This window comes from Streptomyces kanamyceticus (genome assembly GCF_008704495.1).
GTDB classification, from domain to species: Bacteria; Actinomycetota; Actinomycetes; order Streptomycetales; family Streptomycetaceae; genus Streptomyces; species Streptomyces kanamyceticus.
On the sequence record NZ_CP023699.1, the window covers coordinates 1,760,047 to 1,780,178 of the forward strand.

Here is a 20,132-nt window from a genome sequence, read left to right on the forward strand (position 1 = left end):
GCCGGTGGTGGCGCGCCCGCCCCGCGATCACCGGCCCCGAAATCGGACACACTTGACGTAAGGAAGAATTCGGTACGGCCACGTCAGGCCGACCGACCCCTGGGCATGGAGGAAGCACGGTGCACGGTGAGTACAAGGTCCCCGGCGGCAAGCTCGTCGTAGTGGATCTGGACGTCGAGGGCGGCGAGTTGCGGCACACGCGCGTGGCCGGTGATTTCTTCCTCGAACCCGACGAGGCGCTCGACGCGATCAACGCGGCACTCGACGGCGCCCCCGCCGACACGGACACCGCGGGCCTCACCGCCCGCATCGACGCCGCGCTGCCCGAGGGCACCGTGATGTACGGCCTGACGTCGGACGGCATCGGCATCGCGGTGCGCCGCGCCCTCGCGCACGCGACGGACTGGACCGACTACGACTGGCAGCTCGTGCACGAGGGCCCGCAGGCGCCCGCCCTGCACATGGCCCTGGACGAGGTGCTCACCCAGGAGGTCGCGGCGGGCCGGCGCCCGCCGACGCTGCGCGTGTGGGAGTGGGGCGCCCCTTCGGTGATCATCGGCAGCTTCCAGTCGCTCGCCAACGAGGTCGACCCGGAGGGCGCGGCCCGGCACGGCATCGACGTCGTCCGCAGGATCTCGGGCGGCGGCGCGATGTTCGTGGAGCCGGGGAACACCATCACGTACTCCCTTTCGGTGCCCGACGCCCTCGTCCAGGGACTCTCGTTCCAGGACAGCTACGCCTACCTCGACGACTGGGTGCTCGGCGCCCTCGCCGACATGGGCATCAAGGCGTGGTACCAGCCGCTGAACGACATCGCGACGGACGCGGGGAAGATCGCGGGGGCCGCGCAGAAGCGCATGGTGGCGCCCGGCGGCGGCCCTGGCGCGGTCCTTCACCACGTGACCATGTCGTACGACATCGACGCGGACAAGATGCTGGAGGTCCTGCGCATCGGCAAGGAGAAGCTGTCCGACAAGGGGACGAAGAGCGCCAAGAAGCGCGTGGACCCGCTGCGCCGCCAGACCGGGCTGCCCCGCGAATCGGTCATCGAGCGGATGATCGAATCCTTCCGCGGGCGGTACGGCCTAACGGACGGCGAGGTCACCGAGGACGAGCTCGCGCGGGCGCGGGAGCTGGCCCGGACGAAGTTCAGCTCGCCGGAGTGGACGGCGCGGGTGCCGTAGGCCTCGCGTCCGGGCGCCGGGGCCCTTCGTCGGCCGGGCTGCGCTGCCAGGCGGTCGTGCCGAGCATGCCCGTCTCACCGATGTCGAGGCCGCCGTCCGGCTCGATGGTCTGCCGGGCGGCGCCCTTGCCGGTGCCGATCTCCACATAGACGCCGCTGCCCTCCCGGGTGGCGGCGTCGACGGCCGAGTACCGCCAGACCAGCGAGGTGTACGCGGATTCGCCCGGCTTCAGCGTGACGCGGCGCGGTCCTGGGTCGTCCATGGTGGTGACCGGCTCGGTGCCCTTGAGCACGTTCACGCGGAACAGCTGCTTGTCCAGGCCGCGGACGCGGATGTCCGGGTAGCCGTTGACCTGCCGCACGCCCTTGCCGCAGTTCGTCACGGTCACCGACATCGCGCGCAGGCCCATCGCGGCGGTCACCATGCCCGGGGACATCGTCACGCCGGACTTCGGGCAGCGCGGGGTGGCGGGGGCCGGGGACGCGGTGGCGGAAGGCCCGTCGGGGCTGGGCGGGAGGTCGCCGGGCGCGCCCGGCGCGGACCGGGTCGGCTCGGGCCGCGTCGCCTCCGTCCTCGGCTCGCGCTCCGGGTTCGCCTCGCGGTCCAGCTCCGCGGAGAGCCCGCAACCGGCCACGAGCAGCGCGGTCGCCGACAGCGCCAGGGCTTGTCTGAACGGTCTCGGTATGACGGTCACGCGGAGATCATGCCACGCCTCCCCCTCCTGTCCACATATGAGGCGAAACGGCCCAACTATGGGGCGACACGGCCTAGAGATCGGCATTCCGGGCCGCCACCAGTCCCGACTCGTAGGCGAACACGACCAGTTGGGCCCGGTCGCGCGCGCCGAGCTTGGTCATCGCACGGCTCACGTGCGTCTTCGCCGTGAACGGGCTGATGACCATGTGTGCGGCGATCTCCTCGTTCGTCAGACCGCGGGCGACCAGCGCGGTCACCTCGCGCTCGCGGCGCGTGAGGGTCTCCAGGCCCGGCGCGCTGGTCCGGTCGGGGGGCCGGGAGACGAACTCGCCGATCAGGCTGCGCGTCACCGACGGCGAGAGCAACGCCTCGCCGCGCGCGACGACTTCGATGCCCTGCAGCAGCGCGGCGGGCTCGGTGTCCTTGAGCAGGAACCCGCTGGCCCCGGCGCGCAGCGCCTCGAAGACGTACTCGTCGTGGCCGTAGTTGGTGAGGATCACCACGCGTACGGCGGCCAGGCGCGGTTCCGCGACGATCCTGCGGGTCGCCTCGATGCCGGTCATCACGGGCATCTGCACGTCGACGAGCGCGACGTCGGGCACCGTGTCCCGTACGACGGCGACGCCTTCCGCGCCGTCGGCGCCCTCCCCCACCACCTCGATCCCGTCCTCGGCGTCGAGCAGCGCCCTGAACCCCGCACGCATCAGCGCCTGGTCGTCGACGAGCACGACACGGATCACGGCGCCGCCCCCTTGAGCCGCCGCCCTTCGAGCAGCCCTACGTTTCCTACGTCCCTGTCCCCGTCCCTGCCGGGCGATCCTTCGAGCCGCCCGTCGAGCGGCAGTTCGGCCCGCACCGCGAACCCGCCCTCCTCGCGCGGCCCCGCCCACAGCACGCCACCCAGGGCCGTGACCCGCTCGCGCATCCCGGTCAGCCCTGTGCCCTCCACCGGCGGACGCGCCGGGTCACCTGACCCGTCGTCCGCCACGCGGATGCCCAACTCCCGCTCCCCGTAGCCGAGTCGCACCCGCACCAGCGCGGAGCCGCCCGCGTGGCGCGCCGCGTTGGTCAGGCACTCCTGCACGATGCGGTACGCGGCCCGGTCGAGCTCGGGCGAGAGGGGCCGCTCGCGCCCGGTCACCGTCAGCTCGACCGCGAGCCCCGCCGAGCGGGCCCGCTCCACGAGCAGCGCGGGGCTGCCGGTGGGCTCGTCGGTGCGCAACACCTCCAGCGTGGAGCGCAGTTCCCGCATCGCCTCGCCGCTCGCCTCCTCGATGGCGAGCAGCGCGGGCGGCACCTCCTCGCCGCGCTTGCGCGCCAGATGCACGGCGACGCCCGCCTGCAGCTTGACGATCGAGATGCTGTGCGTGAGCGAGTCGTGCAGCTCGCGCGCGATCCGCAGCCGCTCCTCGCCCGCCCTGCGCAGCGCCGCCTCCTCGCGGGTCCGCTCGGCCTCCAGGGCGCGCTCCTCGGTCTGGCGCAGATACGCCTGCCAGGTCTTGCCCGCGATGCCCGTGGCCAGCGCGCACACGAACCACCCGGCGAGCAGCAGCGTCCGCTCGACGATGCCGGGGTCCCCCGGGTCGGCCACGAAGAACCCCGTGAGGAACACCGCGCTCGCGCCGAGGCCCACCACGCGATGCCCCCGGTGGGCGGCGGCGTGCACCGCGGCGAGCACCGGGAAGGCGGCCGTCGTACTGGGCTCGGCGTGCAGCACCAGGCCGGTCAGGCAGGCCGTGGTGACGGCGAGCACCACGCGCGGCAGGGCCCGGTGCACGACGAGCGCGAGGGAGCCGACCGCCATCAGGGCGTAGTCGACCGCGTCGGCCCCGCCCTCGTACGCCGAGGCGAGCATCACGATCGCGGCCACGACGACGGCGAACGCCGCGTCGGCGGACCGCTTCTGCCACGCGGGCATGCCGTGGGCGCTCCGCGCCTCGTGGGCGTCCCGCGCCCCGACCCCCCTCATGCCTCGCACCCTAGCCGCCACCACCGACAGCGGCGTCCCCCGCGCGGACCGCTCGTCCGCTACTCCCAGGGGAGTAGTTCCCTCGCCGCGGGACCCCGGCGAGGTAGGTCCAACTCCCTTCCCCCGTACGACGACCGGAGGCATCCGGCGCGGCCAGCATCGGTACCCGGACGACCGAGGGAGACGCCATGAAGCCCAGCACCACCACCGTCGCCAGCACCGCCAACGCCCGTCAGGAGGAGATCTGGAACGGCCCGCTCGGCCACCACTGGGCCGAACAGCAGGACCGCTACGACGCAATGAGCGCCGCCCTCAACGACCGCCTCTTCGAAGCCGCGGCCATCCGCAACGGCGACCGCGTCCTGGACATCGGCTGCGGGGCGGGCACGGTCACGCGCACGGCCGCACGGCTCGCCGGTCTCGGCCACGCGGTCGGCGTCGACATCTCGGCGCCGCTCCTTGACCGCGCAAGGGCCCGGGCCAGGGACGAACGCGTCAGGAACGTCGCGTTCGAACGGGCCGACGCCCAGACGCACCCCTTCCCCGTGGCCGGGTACGACGTGGCGATCAGCCGCGGCGGCGTGATGTTCTTCGCCGATCACGCCGCCGCCTTCGACAACATCGCCCGCGCCCTGATCCCCGGCGGCCGACTCGTCTTCGCCTGCCCGCAGCCCGCGGGTTCCGGCGGCGAGGAGGCCCAGGCGCTCGGCCTCCTCTCGAAGCTGCTCGGCGAAGGCGAAGGCGAAGGCGAAACCGACGGCGAAGGCCGCGGCGACAACGGCACCTCCGACGCCCGCGCCGCCATGGCCTCCCTCTCCGACCCCGACCACATCCGCAGGTCCCTGGCCGCCTACGACGACGTGACCGTGACCCCGCTGCCCATCGAGACCCACTGGGGCCAAACCCCGGCGGACGCGGTCGACTTCCTCCTCTCCCGCACCCCGGACCGCACCGTCTCCCCTGCCGTACGCACCGGCCTGGAGGACGCGCTGCGCCCCTACGCGACCGCGGCGGGCGTGCGGATGCGGGCCGCGGTGTGGCTGGTGACGGCGGTACGTCCGCGCACCTGACCGGTATCGGTGCCGGTCAGGCGAACGCGGGGACGACGTGGGTGCCGTACGCGTCGATGACGTCCTCGCGCGCGTCGTGCATGGCGTACAGCGCGAACTGGTCGACGCCGAGGTCCCGCAGTTCCCGCAGCCGTTCGATGTGCGCGTCGACGGGTCCGACGAGGCAGAACCGGTCGACGATCTCGTCGGGCACGAAGGCGGTGTCGGGGTTGCCCGCCCGCCCGTGGTGGCTGTAGTCGTAGCCCTCGCGGGCCTTGATGTACTCGGTGAGGGCCTCGGGCACCATCGAGGAGTGCTCGCCGTACTTGGCGACGAGGTCGGCGACGTGGTTGCCGACCATGCCGCCGAACCAGCGGCACTGCTCGCGGGCGTGCGCGAGGTCGTCGCCCACGTAGGCGGGCGCGGCGACACAGATCTTCACGTCGGCCGGATCGCGCCCCGCGTCGGCCGCCGCGTCCCGTACGGCCTTGACCATCCACTCGGTGAGGTAGGGGTCGGCGAGCTGCAGGATGAACCCGTCGGCCTTCTGCCCGGCGAGCGCGAGCGCCTTGGGTCCGTACGCCGCCATCCACACCGGCAGGTGCCCCTCGCGCACCCACGGCAGCCGCAGCGTCTGGCCTCCGACGTCCGCCGAGCGCCCCTCGGCGAGGTCGCGGATGACGTCGATGGCCTCGCCGAGCCGGGCCAGGGTGTTGGGCTTGCGCCCCGCCACGCGCATCGCGGAGTCGCCGCGTCCGATGCCGCAGACGGTGCGGTTGCCGTACATGTCGTTGAGGGTGGCGAAGGTGGACGCGGTGACTTCCCAGGTCCTGGTCCCCGGGTTGGTGACCATGGGCCCCACGATCAGCCGCTCGGTGTGTTCGAGGATGCGGCTGTAGACGACGAACGGCTCCTGCCAGAGCACCGCGGAGTCGAACGTCCAGCCGTAGCGGAAGCCGTTGCGTTCCGCGCGTCGCATGAGATCGACGACCGCCGACGCGGGCGGGTCGGTCTGCAGCACAAGTCCGAAATCCACGGCAGGACCTCCTGGTTCAGGTACTGGGCTCGCGCACTCCCGTGCGGTGCGACGCCTCGGCGACCGCCCGCGGGAGGGACGATCCTGGACCTGTTCCCTGGCCGTGGCAAGAGGGCCTCTACGCGCGCCCACCTCCCGTGGAGGGATCGCGCGGCCACTGCGAGCGCCCGGAGAGGAAGGAGCGGACCGCCGTCTGTGTCGCCTCCGCGTCGAAGCGCGCGGTCTCCCACAGGGCCGAGCGCATCGTGCCCCGGTCACGGTACGAGCGCATGATGCGCACGTGGTCGTGGCGCGCCACGAAGCCCTTCAGGTCCTTCTCCTCGCGCCACACGGAGACCGACCCCGACCGGGGACGGCGGACGTCGGGGTCCACCCACAGCCAGAGCCCGACGGCACCGGTGACATCGCGCCAGGACTTGCGCAGGGCGACCCCGGCGATGTTGACGCCGAGGGCGGTCCAGGGGCGGTGCGGGGTGAACTCGGTGACGCTGACGACGGCCGCGCCCGTCAGGTCGTTCTCGTGCGCGGTCTCCGCCGCCGGTCCCGACGTCCATGGCGCGAACCAGATGGTGGACGGCATGGCGTTCCCCTCGATTCAGCGAGCGCTCGGGTCCGCGGACGCGGACGCGGTGGCGGGCTCTCGGATACGGCAACATCTAAAAGCACGGACGATCGTGCTAATATACCACGCTCCTGCTACCGCCGACCGAGGAGTACTGGACATGGACCCCACCGAGGCAGTTGTGAGTACGACCCTCAACACCGTCTCCCGCGTCTCGGGGCGGCTCGCGGGCACCGGCGCGTACGCCCTGTTCCACATGCCGCTGGCCCGCAGCAAGATGCGCTCGTCCGAGCGTGAGCTGTTCGACGCCGCGCACCGCGGGCGCGTCCGCGTCAACGGCAAGTCCGCGGTGACCTACCGCTGGGGCACCGGGGAGCGCCCCGTCCTGCTGGTGCACGGCTGGCAGTCGCGCGGCTCGCGCTTCAGCGACTTCATCTCCGGCCTGCTCGACCGGGGCTACAGCGTCGTCACCTTCGACGCGCCGGGACACGGCGACGGCACGGGCCGCAGCACCACCATCATCGAGTACCAGAAGATCCTCACCGAACTGCACGACCAGTACGGCGCGTTCGAGGCACTGGTCGCGCACTCCCTCGGCGCGCTCGGCTCGTTCCACGCGCTCACCAAGGGCGTGAAGGCGGAGCGGATCGTCGCCATCAGCGGGGTCTGCGACTTCGAGTACCTGGTCGACGAGTTCGTCTCCGGGCTCAAGCTCCGCCCGTCCCTGAAGGGCGAGTTGCTCGTCCGGATCGGCAAGGACCTCTTCCCCGGCGTCCCTGCCGACCGGATGCCGTTCTCCGTCCGGCACGCCACCGAGGTCATCACGGCACCGGTCCTCGTGGTGCACGACGAGGACGACACCCGGATCGGGGTCGGCCAGGGGCGCGCGATCGCCGCGGCCTTCGGTGACCGGGCGCGGCTGATCACCACCCAGGGGCTCGGGCACCGCAAGATCCTCGGCGATCCCGACGTGGTGCGCTCCGTACTGGACTTCGTCGAGCACGGGTGACGCCCGGGACCCCGGCGGCCGCGGCGGCGGGGTTCCCGCGCGCCCTCACACCCGTTCGCCCGCCCGCTGTGACGAGGATCATCAGTTGACACAAAAGGCGGATAGTCGGCACCAGTTGAAGCGTGCCCTTCCAGGGAAAGCGGATCTTGGGCCGTCGCTGTGCCTGCCCACCGCACCACTCAGGAGACGTCGGGTGGACCTCGCGCTCCCTCTGCGCGGCGCGAGGCCCACCGCCCCCCTCACAGCGGGATCCCCCGCTCCCGCTCATGGAGCCAGTGCTCAGCGGTGCCAGCCGCTCCAGCCGCCGCTCGGAGTTCCACCTCGGTTGTTGTAATACCAGTTGCCGTCGGTGCCGCGCACTTGGAGCGTGATGGCCCAGCCCCTTCCTCCGGCGTACACCGTGCTGCGGCCCTGACCGCCCATAGAGGTCCAGGAGCTGAGCGTGCCATTGGTGCGGGACCAACGCGTCCAGATCGCTCCGTCTGTGCCGACCCCGAAGACCTGCTGCTCCCCGTTGGGCAGGCCGTACTCCGTGCAGCCGTACTGGTTCTGGATGTTGCCGCCCCAGTTGCGGGTCGAGGTCACGCACGACGCCAGCGCCGCGTCGGCCCCGGTCGGCGCGGCCACCGCGCTGCCGGTCCCCGCCAGGGTCCCGACAAGGGTCAGGCCCGCCAGGGCCGACGCTGCTGTCCATGTGAACTTGTGCTTCACGGGAATTCCCCTCTTCTTGGCCGTTCCGGTCGGTCGTACCTTCGCCAAAGGACCGTGAGGATGTCTTGGAACTTACTTGAACACCTGCGCTGAACTGCCGAAACTGGGCGCCGCAAAGGCGATGGGGGGACGCAGTGCCGGTGGAGATCCACGTCCTGAACGCCGTGCGGGCATGGTCGGACGGGCAGGAGGTGAACCTCGGGCACGCCCGGCAGCGTCATGTACTGGCGGCCCTGCTCTTCGAGCTCAACCGCCCCGTGTCCATAGACCAGTTGATCGACCGAGTGTGGGGCGAACGCGCACCCCGACGCGTGACGACAACCCTGCACAGCTATGTGTCACGGCTTCGCCCGATCATCGGGGGCCTCGGGCTGACGATCGTGCGCCGCGCAGGCGGCTATGTGTGCGAGGCCGACCCGGAGATCGTGGACGTGCACCGCTTCCGTCGCCTCGTGGAAGACGCTCGCGCGGCCAACGGCCCGCAGCGCACGGCTGACCTCCTGCTGGAGGCGCTGGCGACGTGGCAGGGGGACGCGCTCGACGGGGCGGACACCACGTGGTTCAACCAACTGCGGGAAATTCTCGGCAGAGAGCTCCTCAGTGCCGAACTGGCCTTGAGCGAAGTGATGCTGGAGCTCGGGCGGGAGGCAGAAATCCTCGCCATGCTCCGCTCGCTGACGCAGGCGCAGCCCTTCGACGAGCGCGTCGCCGGAAGGCTGATGCTCACGCTGCACCGGCAGGGGCGAACCGTGGAGGCGCTCGACCACTACCAGGACATCAGGAGTCGGCTGGACGGCGAACTGGGTCTGGAACCGGGTGCCCCGTTGCAGCGGCTGCACCAGCAGATACTCTCGGACGACTCGGCACTCGCCAATGCAGAACCGGAGGCCGCCGCCCGCACCAGGGCGCCGACGACGCCGACGGTCGTTCCCCGCCAGCTTCCCGCCCAGCCACGTGGGTTCACCGGCCGGAACGAGCAACTGGCCCTGCTCTCCGAAGTGCTGGGTTCCCCGGATGAGCCCGGCGGAACGGCGGTGGTCTGCGCGATCGGCGGCATCGGCGGCATCGGCAAGACCTGGCTCGCCCTGCGCTGGGCTCATGAACACCACAACGCCTTCCCCGACGGACAGCTCTACGTAAATCTCCGAGGCTTCGACCCTGGTGGCGAACCTGTCCCTGCGCATACGGCGGTGCGCGGCTTTCTGGAAGCGCTCGGCACCGATGTGATGGCCGTCCCGGCTGAACCGGACGCCCAGGCCGCGCTCTACCGCAGCCTGACCGCCGACAAACGTCTGCTGATCGTCCTGGACAACGCCCGCGACACCGCCCAGGTCGCACCGTTGCTGCCCGGCAGCCCAACGTGCACCGTCGTCGTCACGAGCCGCAGCCGGCTCGCCGGCTTGACCACCGCACACGGCGCCCGTCCCGTGGCCCTGGACGTACTCACCGACATCGAGGCGCGCCACCTGCTCACCAGCCATCTCGGCGCCGACCGCACGGCCGCTGAGCCCGAGGCCGTGGCGACATTGCTGGAACACTGCGCGGGCCTCCCACTGGCCCTGAGCATCCTGGCCGCACGCGCCACCCTGAGCCCGGACGTCCCCCTCGCCGAACTGGCCGGAGAGCTCCACGAGACGCACACCCGGCTCGACGCCCTGGACAGCGGCGACCTCACCGCCGATCTCCGGACGGTGTTCGCCTCGTCGTACCACGTTCTCGAACCGGACGCCGCGCAGTTGTTTCGACTCCTCGGTCGTGCACCCGGCCCCGACATCAGCCTGCCCGCAGCAGCCGGCCTCACGGCCCTGCCCGTGCCGCGAGTGCGCGTGTTGCTCCGCCGGCTCCAAGCCGCTCACCTGGTCCAGGAGCACGCCCCCGGCCGCTACCGCATGCACGACCTCACGCGTCTCTACGCTGCCGAACGGGCCCGCGCGGAGCCGGCCATCGACAGCGGCGACGCACTGCTGAGGCTGGTCGACTTCTACCTGCACACGGCCCACGCCGCCGCGTCCCACCTCGACCCGCACCGGGACCGCATCCCCATGGCCCCCGCCAGGCCCGGGGCCATGCCCGAGGAACCAGCGGATCTCGGCGCGGCCCTGGCCTGGTTCACCGTCGAGCACCCTGTGCTTCTCGACGCCGTCGACACGGCAGTCGGGGCCGACCACGATCGGCGGGCGTGGCTGCTGGCCCACGCCTTGGAGACCTACTTCGACTATCGCGGTCACTGTCATGACTGGGCGGCCAGTCAGCACACCGCGCTTGACGCGGCCCGGCGGCTCGCCGACCGGTCTTGGCAGGCGGGCGCCCATCGCAGCCTCGGTAGCGTCTACACGCAGATGGGCCGACTCGACGTCGGCCACATCCACTTCCGCCACGCCCTGGACCTCTACATCCGCCTCGGCGACCAGGTGAACCAGGCCCACACCCACCGCGGCCTGGGCTGGGTGTGCGACCGGCAAGGGAGCCGACGCGACGCGCTCGCCCACAACGAACAGGCACTCGCCCTGTACCGGCAGGCCGGTCACCGTGCGGGACAGGCCAAGGCACTCAACAACACCGGCTGGCTGCACATCATGCTCGGCGACTATCGACCGGCACTTGACCACTGCGCCCAGGCGGTGGACGTCAACCAGCAGATCGGCGATCGGCACGCCGAGGCCGGAGCGTGGGACAGCCTTGGTTACGCGCACCATCACCTCGCGAACTACAGCGATGCCATCACCTGCTACGAACGGGCCCTCGCCCTGGACCGGGGATTCGGCGACCAGTACGGGGAGACGGAGATCTTGAGGCATCTCGGCGACACTCGGTTGGCCGCCGGCGACACCGAGGCCGCCGGAATCGCTTGGCGGAACGCCTTGGAGATCGCCGAAGAGATCGACCATCCGGCCATTGAGGAGCTCCACAGCAAGCTCGACAGTCTCACTCGGCCCTCGCCCGGTCCCAGGGAGGAACGCAGGGGAACATGACGACCGACAGCGGCTATCCGAGCGACCTGTCCGGAGGTGGCTCAGACCGGTGGATTCGTTGGTGCCGGGGAGGGATTCGGTGCATGTGGCATCTCCGCAGGTCGTAAACCTTGCCTGGTGTCAACTAGCGGTCCTGGTCCCACCCGCTCGCCGCGGAACTCCAGGACGCACGCGAACCCGTTCTCACTGCCGGAGCCCAGCACCACGCCGTGGGCCGTCGCCGCACGGAAGGGGACACCAGTCACCACACCCTCACACACTGACCGCACGATCGTCCACTTAATCGGTACACTGGTCGTCTATCGGGCACCGCGAGCACCTGGCCCAGGAGATAGGTAGGCACCACCATGGCAGCGACACACATCGACGGACGGGTCGCCCGCGGGAACCAGACCCGTCAGCTGGTCCTCAAGCGCGCCATGCAGGTCGCATCGGTCGAAGGCCTGGAGGGCCTCTCCCTCGGCCGCCTCGCGGGCGAGCTCAAGCTCAGCAAGAGCGGCGTGTTCGCCCTGTTCGGCTCCAAGGAGGACCTCCAGCTCGCCACGGTGCGCGCCGCGATCAAGGTCTATCTGGAGCACGTGGTCCAGCCCGCCCGTGAACTCCCGCCGGGCATCAACCGGTTGTGGCGCGTGTGCACCAGCTGGCTCACCTATTCGCGCGAGCGCGTCTTCCCCGGCGGCTGCTTCTTCTACTCGACGTCGGCGGAGTACGACGCCCGCACCGGCCAGGTGCACGACACCCTCGCCGCGGCCCGCACCAACTGGACCACCCATCTGGAGCAGACCGTCTGGGAGGCGCAGCAGACGGAGGAGATCGTGGCGGACGTCGACATCCCCCAACTCGTCTTCGAGCTGATCGCGTTCCTGGAGATGGCGAACGCCGAGTCCGTCCTGCACAACGAGTTCACCAGCTACGACAAGGCGGCCACGGCCATCTTGAACCGGCTGCGCGACGTGGCCACCGACCCCTCGCTGCTGCCCGCGTCCATCGAGGGACCGGCGGGCGCGTAGGCGCCGTGCGAGGGCCCGCCCGGGGGTGACGGGCCCTCGCACGGCGCGTCCATGGGCGGGGCCGCGGCCCCGCGACGCGGGGTCAGGCCCCGATGGCGTGCACACCGCCGTCGACGTGCACGATCTCGCCCGTCGTGCGCGGGAACCAGTCCGAGAGCAGCGCGATGACCGCACGGGCCGCGGGCTCGGGGTCGGACAGGTCCCAGCCGATGGGGGCGCGGGTGCGCCACACCTCGCGGAACGTCTCGAAGCCGGGGATGGACTTGGCGGCCATCGTCTTGATCGGGCCCGCCGCGACGAGGTTGCAGCGGATGCCGCGCGGCCCCAGGTCCCGCGCGACGTAGCGCGAGGTGGACTCCAGGGCGGCCTTGGCCACGCCCATCCAGTCGTACGCGGGCCAGGCGGTGCTCGCGTCGAAGTCCAGGCCCACCACGGCGCCGCCCCGCTCCTCCATGAGCGGCAGACAGGCCATGGCCAGGGACTTCAGGGAGTACGCGGAGACCTCGATCGCGGTCGCCACCGAATCCCAGCCGGTCTCCAGGAAGTTGCCGCCGAGCGCGTCCTGCGGGGCGAAGGCGATGGAGTGCACGACGCCGTCCAGGCGCGCGTCGCCGCCGACGCTCTCCCTGACGCGGTCCGCGAGGCTGTCCAGCTGCCCCTTGTCCCGCACGTCCAGCTCGATCAGGGGCGCGGGGCGCGGCAGCCGCTTGGCGATGCGTTCGACCAGGCTGAGCCTGCCGTATCCGGTGAGGACCACCTCGGCGCCCTGCTCCTGGGCGAGCTTCGCCGCGTGGAAGGCGATCGAGGACTCCATGAGCACCCCGGTCACCAGTACGCGCTTGCCCGCGAGTATGCCGCTCATCCCGCCACCACCTCGGTCTTCCTGCCGGGCCCCGTGGCGCCGGCCGTGACGAACTCCGTTATTTCCGCGACGACTTGGGGTGCGCCCAGAATGCGCAGGTGCCCGAATCGCCGCGTGGTGACCAGGCGCGCCCCGAAGAACTCGGCGACGCGCACCCCCTGGCCGGGGTCGACCGAACCGTCGTTCTCGTCGTGGATGACGAGCAGGGGTACGTGCGCTCCCGCGCCGCCGTGGAAGACGGAGAAGCGCGTCCACATGTCCGCCTCACCCGGGTACACCTCACGCTCGATGCGCCCGCGCAGCTCCTCGTTGACCTGCGCGGGGAGCCGCGCGGCCGTGCAGAAGCTGTCGACCAGGTAGGCGAAGTCGGGGACCGGGCTGATCGCCACGATGCGGCCGGTGCGCACCCCGTGCTGCAGGGCGAAGTAGGTCGCGGTCGCCCCGAAGGAGTGCCCCACGATCGCCTCGAAGTCCCCGTGTGCGCGGTGGAGTTCGACGATGATGTCGCGGTACTCGATCATGGTCGTGCTGTCGCCGGTGGCCTCGCCGTGTCCCGGTGCGTCGAACGCGACCGGGCTGTAGCCGAGGTCGGTGAGCCGGGCGATGGTCTTGGCGTAGCGCGAGGCACGCGATTCCCAGCCGTGCACCAGGAGCACCGGCCGTTCGCCGTCGCCCCAGCGGTAGACGACGGCCGACTTGCCGTTGACCGTCAGCTCCGAGGTCCGTGCGCCGTCGATGACCGCCCGCTCGTCGGGCCTGGCCCTGCTGCGGCCCTGAGGGCGGCGGAAGAGGTCGAACATCTCCTCGCCCTGGTCGCTCGGGGCAGCGTGTGCGGCTGCTGTAGCGGGATTCATCCCACGCCCTCCATCCAGATGATCAGGAATGCCGAGATGTTAGCACGACCGTTCGCTCATATTGATTCCCCCCGAACACCTTTGAAGCAGAAAAGTGAACGTACGGTCGTGCTAACGTTCGCGACGTCAGCTCTCCCCTGCTTGGAGGACGCCATGACGCTCCCGCACTCCGCCGAGGCCGACGCAACGGCAGACCGGTACCCGGGCCCCAACCAGTCGTTCAAGGACGACCTGGACGGCCTGATCGACGCCACTCTCCTGTCCGGCTGCGCCGAGCAGTTCGCCGACACCACCGACCAGCCAGGGAAGGGACGCAATGACTGACGCAGGCGCCACGGAGCGCATAGGCATCGCCGTCGCGTCGGGGATGCTCAAAGGGGTCTACGGTCACGGCGTCCTGTCCGCGTTCGAGGAACGCGGGCTGCGCGCCGACGTCTACGGCACCGCCTCGTCCTCCGTCCTGTCCGGCGGCCTCGCCGCGGTCGGCAGGGCCCGGCGCACCGGCGTGGACTACTGGCTGAAGGCCACCGCGGCCGCCGCGGAGAAGGGCATGAGCGCCGTCGTCCTCGACAGCATCGAGGAGTACGGACCCGTCCTGCGCGAGGGGCTCTTCACGGCGCGGGCGCCGGAGTTCCTGCTCGCCACGGGGAAGGTCACCAATGCGGCCGCCGCCGAGATCACCCAGGGCTCCGGCGCGAAGGCGCTGGGCAGGGACCTGCTGCGCAACGTCTTCGCGGGCGACCGGAGTTGGGTCGAGGAGAACCTCGCCACCGTCGTGTTCTCCTCCCGCGCCGAGCCCGGCAGCGCCGAGCCGCGACTGACCCCGGAGAACTACGACGCCGTCTCCTACGCCTCGACACGCATGCTGCACGCCTGGGCCGTCCCCGCGGAGATCGACGGCGAGGCGTACGTCGACGCCTCGTACACCTGCTCCTGTCCGGCCCGCGAGGTCGCCGCCAAGGGGGTGGACGTGCTGATCGCGATCGGCTCCGACCCCTTCCCGCTCTTCCGCGACCTCTACGCGTCCGAGGAGATCGTGGACGGCTCCGTCGTCGGGCAGGCACGCGTCCTGGTGATCAAGCCGGACGACGACCTCAAGAACCTCGGCGTCGACTACGCGTCGGCGACGGCGGACGGGCTCGTCAAGGCGTACGAGCTCGGCCTTGAGGCGGGCCACCGGTTCGTGGACGCGCACGGCGAGCTGCTCGCGGCCGACTCGGCAACAGGCTCTGCGGGGACCGGAGTTCAGGGGGAGAGCGCGTGACACACGTCGTCACCGAGCAGTGCGTCCACTGCAAGTTCGCGGAGTGCATCACCTACTGCCCCGTCGCCTGCTTCCGGGAGGCCGGTACGTTCCTGGTGATCGACCCCGAGGAGTGCATCGACTGCGGCAACTGCGTAGAGGCGTGCCCGGCCGACGCGATCTACCCCGAGGACGAGCTGCCGCCCGAACTCGCGCCCGCGCTCGAATGGAACGCCCGGCTCTCCACCGAACTCCCCCTGGCCACCACGCGCGTCGAGCCGCTGCCCGACGGCGAGCAGTGGCAGGGCAGGCCCGGCAAGTGGGACACCCTCCCCGTCGAACAGGCACCCCGTGTCAGCTGTCCGTGACCCCGACGGCTTCGCGGGCTTCGCGCGGCTGCTGTACGAGCGGGCCCGCCACGCTCCCGACGTCGTCGCCCACCGGTTCGTCCACGAGGACGAGTCCGCCGAGGAACTCACCCACGCCGCGCTCGACGCCCGCGCACGCGCCGTCGCGGCGGGGGTCCTCGCGGCCACCGACGGGCGCCCCGAACCGGTGCTGCTCCTGTTCGCGCCGGGGCCCGACTACCTCGCCGCCCTGTTCGGCTGCTTCTACGCGGGCGTACCCGCGGTGCCCGCGTTCCCGCCGGACCCCACCCGGCTCGCGCGCACCCTGCCCCGGCTCGCCGCCATCATCGAGGACGCCGGGTCGAGCACCGTCCTGACCACCTCGGACATCGCGCCGCTCATGGCGGACTGGCTCACCGAGACCTTCGGCGGCCGGGCCCCGCGCCTGATCGCCACCGACACGCTCGACGCGGCGGGCGCGGGCACCGGCACGGAGCCGCCGCCCGCGCCCAGGACCGGTGTGCCCGCGCTGCTGCAGTACACCTCGGGTTCGACGGCGCTGCCGCGCGGCGTGCTGCTCGACCAGGACAGGCTGCGGGCCAACTGCGCGGAGATCGCGCGCGGCTTCGGGATCCACCCCGGCAGTTCGGGCGGCCTGTGGCTGCCGCCGTACCACGACATGGGCCTGGTCGGCGGCATCCTCACGCCGCTCGCCACCGGCATCCCGGTGACCCTCATGTCACCGGTGACGTTCCTGCGCCGCCCGCTGTCCTGGCTCCGCATGGTCTCCCGGTACCGCGCGACGATCATCGGCGCCCCGAACTTCGCGTACGACCTCTGTGTGCGCCGCGCGACGGACGCCGAGGTCGAGGCGCTCGACCTGTCCGGGGTCGAACTCGCCTTCACCGGCGCGGAGCCCGTGCGGGCCGAGACGATGGAGCGGTTCGCCGCGCGCTTCGGGCCCGCCGGGTTCCGTGCCGCCTCCTTCCTGCCCTGCTACGGACTCGCCGAGGCGACGCTGTACGTGACGGGCGGCAAGCCGCTTGGCGGCTGGCAGACGGTCTCCGTGGACCGGGAGGCCCTCGAAGCGCGCGGCACGGCGCGGCCCGCACGGCAGGGGCAGCCGTCGAGGTCGCTGGTGAGCTGCGGCAGGCCGGGGCCCGGCACCCGTCTCCTGATCGCCGATCCGGCCACCCGCGAGCCCCTCGCGGACGGCGCCGTCGGCGAGATCTGGGTCGACTCGCCGAGCGTCACCGACGGGTACTGGCGGCGCCCCGAGGAGACCGCGCAGACGTTCGGCGCGCGGACCGCGACCGGCGACGGCCCCTACCTGCGCACCGGCGACCTCGGGTTCCTCCTGGACGACGAGCTCTTCGTCGCCGGCAGGCTCAAGGACCTGATCGTCATCAACGGCCGCAACCTCCACCCGGTCGACGTCGAGCGGGTCTGCGAGGCCGCGGTCCCCGGCATCCGGCGCAACTGCGGCGCCGTGTTCGCGATCGAGGGCGCGGCGGGCGGCACCGAGCGGCTCGTCGTGGTGTACGAGGCGGACATCGCCGACGAGGAGCGGTACGCCGAAGCCCTCGACGGCATCCGCAGGGCCGTGTCGAGGGAGCTGAACGTCCGGCCGGGCGCCGTCGTCCTGGTGCGGCCCAGGACCATCCCCAAGACCTCCAGCGGAAAGGTCCAGCGCTGGCTGGCCCGTCGGCACTACCTCGCCGGCGAGCTGGAAGCACTCGCAAGCACCGACGAAAGGGCCGGGCGATGATCGTCAAGGTCAGGGGCGTCCTGCTCCGCTTCACCGACTACGAGAACGAGATCGAGATCGGCGGCGGCACCGTGCGCGCCGGTCTCACCGGCCTGACCGAGCGCTACCCGCGGCTGCGCGAGGTGCTGCTCGACCGGGACGGCACCGTGCGCCCGACCCACCTCATCGCCCTCAACGGCGAGCGGCTCACCCAGGGAGAGCTGGACCGCGAGGCCACCGAGGACGACCGGGTCGACATCGTCACCGCGATCTCCGGGGGCTAGCCGATGCCCCGCACCTCGGCCTACGAGACCGTGCTCGACGCGGGCCAGTTCACCCCGACGCAGCTGGGGACCACGGCCGTCGGCAGGCTCGCCTTCCAGGCGGGGGCCCGCTGGCTGCGCGACCACGTGGCCAGCCACCGAACCCTCGTGAGTCAGCATCAGGTCGGATTCGTGCTCTGGTCATGGCAGTTGGAGTACGAGTCGCCGCTCGGCTTCCTCGACGCCGACGCCGCGCTTGTGGACGTACGGGCCCGGCTGCGCGGCCCCGCCGCCTCGCAGCTGGAGGTGGAGATGACGCTCTCCGGTCCCGCAGGTGTCGCGGTGCGCACCCGGGGGGCGTCGGTGCCGCTGCGGCTCGGCGGCGACCAGGCGCTCTCCGGGGCGCCCGCGCCGCTGCCCGACGCGCTGGTGGCCGCCTTCAAGGACGACGAGGTCGAGCGCTCGCCGCACCGCTCCGCCGTGCGGGCGCTGCGCGGCCGGTTCGAGCGGGACGGGGAGCGGCTCGCCGATGGCACCACGTCCTATCGCGTGCACCGCCATCACTGCGAGGTCGCCGACCAGTGGTACTGGGCGGAGACCCTGGGGTTCGCCGCGGGCGCCCGGGAGGAACTCGTGCTGCGGCACGGCCGTTCGGCGCCCGAGCTGCGACGCGCGCTCGCCGACGGCATCCGGGCGGTCGACGTGACCTGGCTGCGCTCGGGCCAGCTGTGGGACCTCCTTGAGGTCCACAGCACGGCGTACCGGCACGGCGACGAGCTCGCCTTCGTCCATGAGATCAGGCTCGCCGACGACGACGGCGGGCCCTGCGCCCTGGTGGTGGAGCGGATATGACCGCGATCGAGGCGGAGCGGGAAGCCGACAGCTCGGCGGGTGCCGGGGTCACGCCGCCCGCCTTCGAGGGTGCGGCGCGTCTTGAGCGCACGCTCGGCTGCCCGTTCGACCCCGGTACCGGCATGTCGCTGGCCGGGGGCGTGCGCGCGGACGAGAGCGAGAGCGAACCCACCGCCGCCTACGAGGCGGCCTGGGCGGCCGGCCTTCACCGGCATCTGGTGCCCGTGTCCGAGGGCGGCGGCCTCGCCTCGTTCGAGTCGTTCGCGGCCGTGGCGCGCGCCGTGTCGCGCCGTGATCTCGCGGTCTCGGTGGGGCTCGGCTCGACGTTGCTCGCCGCGACGCCCGTATGGATCTGGGGCGACGACGAACAGCGGGCCCGCGTCGCGGAGTTGGTGCTCGGCCGGGCCTGGGGCACGGCGGGCATCAGCGAGGAGGAGGCAGGCAGCGATCTGCTCGCCACCGCCACCCGCGCGGTCCCCGACGGCGAAGGCCACGTACTCAACGGCAGGAAGTGGCTGGTCGGCAACGGCGGCAGGTCCGCCTTCGCCACCGTGCTCGCCGCGTCGGAGCCGTCGTACGGCCTGTTCCTGCTCGACTTCGAGGCCATCGGCGGCGCCGGGGTGCGGCGGCTGCCCAAGGTCCCCACGCACGGTCTGCGCGGGCACGACCTGAGCGGCTTCGTCCTGGACGACTGCCGGGTCGGCGCCGACGCCGTGCTCGGGCGTCCGGGGCGCGGCATCGAGATGGTCTCCGGCATGCTCCAGTTCACCCGGACCCTGGTCGGCGCGAGCAGCCTCGGCGCGGCCGATACGGCGCTGCGCATCGCCCTGCGGCACGCCCGCGAGCGCGTCCTGTACGGCGCGCCCGCGCTCGCCCTGCCCCCGGTGCGGTCGCTGCTCGCCAGGGGCTTCGCCGACCTGCTGGTCGCCGAGTGCACCCAACTGGCCGCCGCGCGCGGCCTGGACGTGGCGCGGCAGCGGATGGCGCTGTGGTCAGCCGTGGCGAAGTACGCGGTGCCGGGGCTGTGCGTGGACACCGTGGGAGCCTGCGGCGAAGTGCTCAGCGCGCGGGCCCATCTGCGCGAGGGCGCCGCGGGCGGCGCGTTCCAGAAGCTGCTGCGCGACGTGTCCATCACGCCCGTCTTCGAAGGCACCGAGCTGGTCCAACTGGACACGGTGCGAGCCCAGTTGGCGGCGGCTGCCCGGCGCCCCCGGAAGCCCGCGCAGGTGCCGCTGCCGGTGCTCTTCGGGTTCGGCGAACCGGCGCCGTCACCGGCCCCGCGCGAGCTGCGGCCCGCGCTGACCTTCGGCGGCGCCGACGAGATCGTCGACCTCCTCGACGAGGCGGCACAGGCACTGGCCGACGACGCCGAACTAGCCCCTCTCGTACGCACGTTGGTGGCCATCCGCGACGAGAACCGGGCGGCGTTCCGCGCGCTCGGCACGCGGCGCACGGCCGACGCGTACGAGGCGGCCCGCACCCACTGCCTGCTGCACACGGCCGCCTGCGTCCTGCACACCTGGCAGTGGCGCGGCACGGCCATCGGCGGGCTCGCGGCCGGGCGGCACTGGGTCTCTCTCGCGCTGCGCCGCGTCCTTGCCAGGCTCGGCCGTCCCGCCGCGCCGGACCCCGACGCCGAGGACCTGCTCGTACGCGATCTCGTCCGGCTCGACGACGAGGACCGGGCGTTCTCGCTCGTGCCGCTGCGGATCGCGCCGCGGCACCGCGGCTGATCCGAACGATCTCAGGGAGTACGCCATCACCAC

At 72.0% G+C, this 20,132-nt stretch carries 20 protein-coding genes; 12 read left to right on the plus strand and 8 right to left on the minus strand.

Annotated elements, in window-relative coordinates; genetic code table 11:
• The first annotated feature begins 119 nt into the window (after nt 1-119).
• A complete protein-coding gene (locus tag CP970_RS06780) occupies nt 120-1,184 on the plus strand; it encodes a lipoate--protein ligase family protein (RefSeq protein ID WP_055549117.1) in 1,065 nt (354 codons plus the stop codon).
• Here CP970_RS06780 and CP970_RS06785 read toward each other — a convergent pair.
• From CP970_RS06785 to CP970_RS06795, 3 genes are all read right to left on the minus strand, one after another.
• Nucleotides 1,150-1,878: a DUF4232 domain-containing protein gene (locus CP970_RS06785; protein ID WP_150493071.1), complete on the minus strand. Its 729-nt coding sequence runs from the start codon at nt 1,876-1,878 to the stop codon at nt 1,150-1,152. The genes CP970_RS06780 and CP970_RS06785 overlap by 35 nt on opposite strands.
• A 73-nt stretch (nt 1,879-1,951) precedes the next feature.
• Entirely contained in the window at nt 1,952-2,620 is a 669-nt protein-coding gene (locus CP970_RS06790) for a response regulator (RefSeq protein WP_055544197.1), read from the minus strand.
• Nucleotides 2,617-3,798, minus strand: a complete 1,182-nt coding sequence (locus CP970_RS06795) for a sensor histidine kinase (RefSeq protein ID WP_079043180.1) — start codon at nt 3,796-3,798, stop codon at nt 2,617-2,619. Before CP970_RS06795 ends, CP970_RS06790 begins: the two co-directional genes overlap by 4 nt.
• Nucleotides 3,799-4,037: 239 nt before the next feature.
• Between CP970_RS06795 and CP970_RS06800 the strand changes: the two genes are divergently transcribed.
• Nucleotides 4,038-4,919, plus strand: a complete 882-nt coding sequence (locus CP970_RS06800; protein ID WP_055544198.1) for a class I SAM-dependent methyltransferase — start codon at nt 4,038-4,040, stop codon at nt 4,917-4,919.
• Between the two features lie 16 nt (nt 4,920-4,935).
• Here the strand turns inward: CP970_RS06800 and CP970_RS06805 are convergent, their stop codons facing one another.
• On the minus strand, nt 4,936-5,934 hold the full coding sequence (locus CP970_RS06805; protein ID WP_055544199.1) for a TIGR03842 family LLM class F420-dependent oxidoreductase: 999 nt from the start codon (nt 5,932-5,934) through the stop codon (nt 4,936-4,938).
• Nucleotides 5,935-6,052: 118 nt separating this feature from the next.
• Nucleotides 6,053-6,514 (minus strand): hypothetical protein, encoded by a 462-nt coding sequence (locus CP970_RS44060; RefSeq protein ID WP_055544200.1) that lies wholly within the window; start codon nt 6,512-6,514, stop codon nt 6,053-6,055.
• Between the two features lie 142 nt (nt 6,515-6,656).
• Between CP970_RS44060 and CP970_RS06810 the strand changes: the two genes are divergently transcribed.
• A complete protein-coding gene (locus CP970_RS06810; protein ID WP_055544201.1) occupies nt 6,657-7,505 on the plus strand; it encodes an alpha/beta fold hydrolase in 849 nt (282 codons plus the stop codon).
• Nucleotides 7,506-7,784: 279 nt separating this feature from the next.
• On the opposite strand, the gene CP970_RS06815 is transcribed toward CP970_RS06810, so the two are convergent.
• Complete coding sequence (locus CP970_RS06815; RefSeq protein ID WP_055544202.1) at nt 7,785-8,216, minus strand: hypothetical protein; 432 nt, start codon at nt 8,214-8,216, stop codon at nt 7,785-7,787.
• Nucleotides 8,217-8,350: 134 nt separating this feature from the next.
• Between CP970_RS06815 and CP970_RS06820 the strand changes: the two genes are divergently transcribed.
• Nucleotides 8,351-11,188 (plus strand): AfsR/SARP family transcriptional regulator, encoded by a 2,838-nt coding sequence (locus tag CP970_RS06820; protein WP_063805995.1) that lies wholly within the window; start codon nt 8,351-8,353, stop codon nt 11,186-11,188.
• Nucleotides 11,189-11,535: 347 nt separating this feature from the next.
• Nucleotides 11,536-12,198 (plus strand): TetR/AcrR family transcriptional regulator, encoded by a 663-nt coding sequence (locus CP970_RS06825; protein WP_055544203.1) that lies wholly within the window; start codon nt 11,536-11,538, stop codon nt 12,196-12,198.
• A gap of 82 nt (nt 12,199-12,280) precedes the next feature.
• On the opposite strand, the gene fabI is transcribed toward CP970_RS06825, so the two are convergent.
• Nucleotides 12,281-13,060, minus strand: a complete 780-nt coding sequence (gene fabI, locus CP970_RS06830; protein WP_055544204.1) for an enoyl-ACP reductase FabI — start codon at nt 13,058-13,060, stop codon at nt 12,281-12,283.
• On the minus strand, nt 13,057-13,914 hold the full coding sequence (locus CP970_RS06835; RefSeq protein WP_079043182.1) for an alpha/beta fold hydrolase: 858 nt from the start codon (nt 13,912-13,914) through the stop codon (nt 13,057-13,059). The genes fabI and CP970_RS06835 overlap by 4 nt, the downstream gene beginning before the upstream one ends.
• Before the next feature lie 153 nt (nt 13,915-14,067).
• On the opposite strand from CP970_RS06835, the gene CP970_RS44065 reads away from it, so the two are divergent.
• The 7 genes from CP970_RS44065 to CP970_RS06865 are packed head-to-tail and all read left to right on the plus strand — an operon-like array spanning nt 14,068 to nt 20,099.
• Nucleotides 14,068-14,238 carry a hypothetical protein gene (locus CP970_RS44065; RefSeq protein ID WP_157877650.1) on the plus strand — a complete coding sequence of 57 codons (171 nt, stop codon included), beginning with the start codon at nt 14,068-14,070 and terminating at the stop codon, nt 14,236-14,238.
• Nucleotides 14,231-15,178, plus strand: coding sequence for a patatin-like phospholipase domain-containing protein (locus tag CP970_RS06840; protein ID WP_055544206.1), 948 nt, complete (start codon nt 14,231-14,233; stop codon nt 15,176-15,178). The genes CP970_RS44065 and CP970_RS06840 overlap by 8 nt, the downstream gene beginning before the upstream one ends.
• Nucleotides 15,175-15,525 (plus strand): 4Fe-4S dicluster domain-containing protein, encoded by a 351-nt coding sequence (locus CP970_RS06845; protein WP_055544207.1) that lies wholly within the window; start codon nt 15,175-15,177, stop codon nt 15,523-15,525. The genes CP970_RS06840 and CP970_RS06845 overlap by 4 nt, the downstream gene beginning before the upstream one ends.
• Nucleotides 15,509-17,272, plus strand: coding sequence for a fatty acyl-AMP ligase (locus tag CP970_RS06850; RefSeq protein ID WP_055544208.1), 1,764 nt, complete (start codon nt 15,509-15,511; stop codon nt 17,270-17,272). Before CP970_RS06845 ends, CP970_RS06850 begins: the two co-directional genes overlap by 17 nt.
• Nucleotides 17,269-17,535 carry a MoaD/ThiS family protein gene (locus CP970_RS06855; protein WP_055544209.1) on the plus strand — a complete coding sequence of 89 codons (267 nt, stop codon included), beginning with the start codon at nt 17,269-17,271 and terminating at the stop codon, nt 17,533-17,535. Before CP970_RS06850 ends, CP970_RS06855 begins: the two co-directional genes overlap by 4 nt.
• 3 nt (nt 17,536-17,538) lie before the next feature.
• Nucleotides 17,539-18,366, plus strand: a complete 828-nt coding sequence (locus CP970_RS06860) for a hypothetical protein (protein WP_055544210.1) — start codon at nt 17,539-17,541, stop codon at nt 18,364-18,366.
• Nucleotides 18,363-20,099 carry an acyl-CoA dehydrogenase family protein gene (locus CP970_RS06865; RefSeq protein WP_063805997.1) on the plus strand — a complete coding sequence of 579 codons (1,737 nt, stop codon included), beginning with the start codon at nt 18,363-18,365 and terminating at the stop codon, nt 20,097-20,099. The genes CP970_RS06860 and CP970_RS06865 overlap by 4 nt, the downstream gene beginning before the upstream one ends.
• Nucleotides 20,100-20,132: the final 33 nt, after the last annotated feature.

What these genes read in the sequence shown, in the direction of transcription:
- CP970_RS06795 (WP_079043180.1), bottom strand. Translation starts at nt 3,798, where the DNA reads ATGCCCGCGTGGCAGAAGCGGTCCGCCGACGCGGCGTTCGCCGTCGTC.
- CP970_RS06800 (WP_055544198.1), top strand. Translation starts at nt 4,038, where the DNA reads ATGAAGCCCAGCACCACCACCGTCGCCAGCACCGCCAACGCCCGTCAG.
- CP970_RS44060 (WP_055544200.1), bottom strand. Translation starts at nt 6,514, where the DNA reads ATGCCGTCCACCATCTGGTTCGCGCCATGGACGTCGGGACCGGCGGCG.
- CP970_RS06810 (WP_055544201.1), top strand. Translation starts at nt 6,657, where the DNA reads ATGGACCCCACCGAGGCAGTTGTGAGTACGACCCTCAACACCGTCTCC.
- CP970_RS06825 (WP_055544203.1), top strand. Translation starts at nt 11,536, where the DNA reads ATGGCAGCGACACACATCGACGGACGGGTCGCCCGCGGGAACCAGACC.
- fabI (WP_055544204.1), bottom strand. Translation starts at nt 13,060, where the DNA reads ATGAGCGGCATACTCGCGGGCAAGCGCGTACTGGTGACCGGGGTGCTC.
- CP970_RS06835 (WP_079043182.1), bottom strand. Translation starts at nt 13,914, where the DNA reads ATGAATCCCGCTACAGCAGCCGCACACGCTGCCCCGAGCGACCAGGGC.
- CP970_RS44065 (WP_157877650.1), top strand. Translation starts at nt 14,068, where the DNA reads ATGACGCTCCCGCACTCCGCCGAGGCCGACGCAACGGCAGACCGGTAC.
- CP970_RS06840 (WP_055544206.1), top strand. Translation starts at nt 14,231, where the DNA reads ATGACTGACGCAGGCGCCACGGAGCGCATAGGCATCGCCGTCGCGTCG.
- CP970_RS06855 (WP_055544209.1), top strand. Translation starts at nt 17,269, where the DNA reads ATGATCGTCAAGGTCAGGGGCGTCCTGCTCCGCTTCACCGACTACGAG.
- CP970_RS06860 (WP_055544210.1), top strand. Translation starts at nt 17,539, where the DNA reads ATGCCCCGCACCTCGGCCTACGAGACCGTGCTCGACGCGGGCCAGTTC.
- CP970_RS06865 (WP_063805997.1), top strand. Translation starts at nt 18,363, where the DNA reads ATGACCGCGATCGAGGCGGAGCGGGAAGCCGACAGCTCGGCGGGTGCC.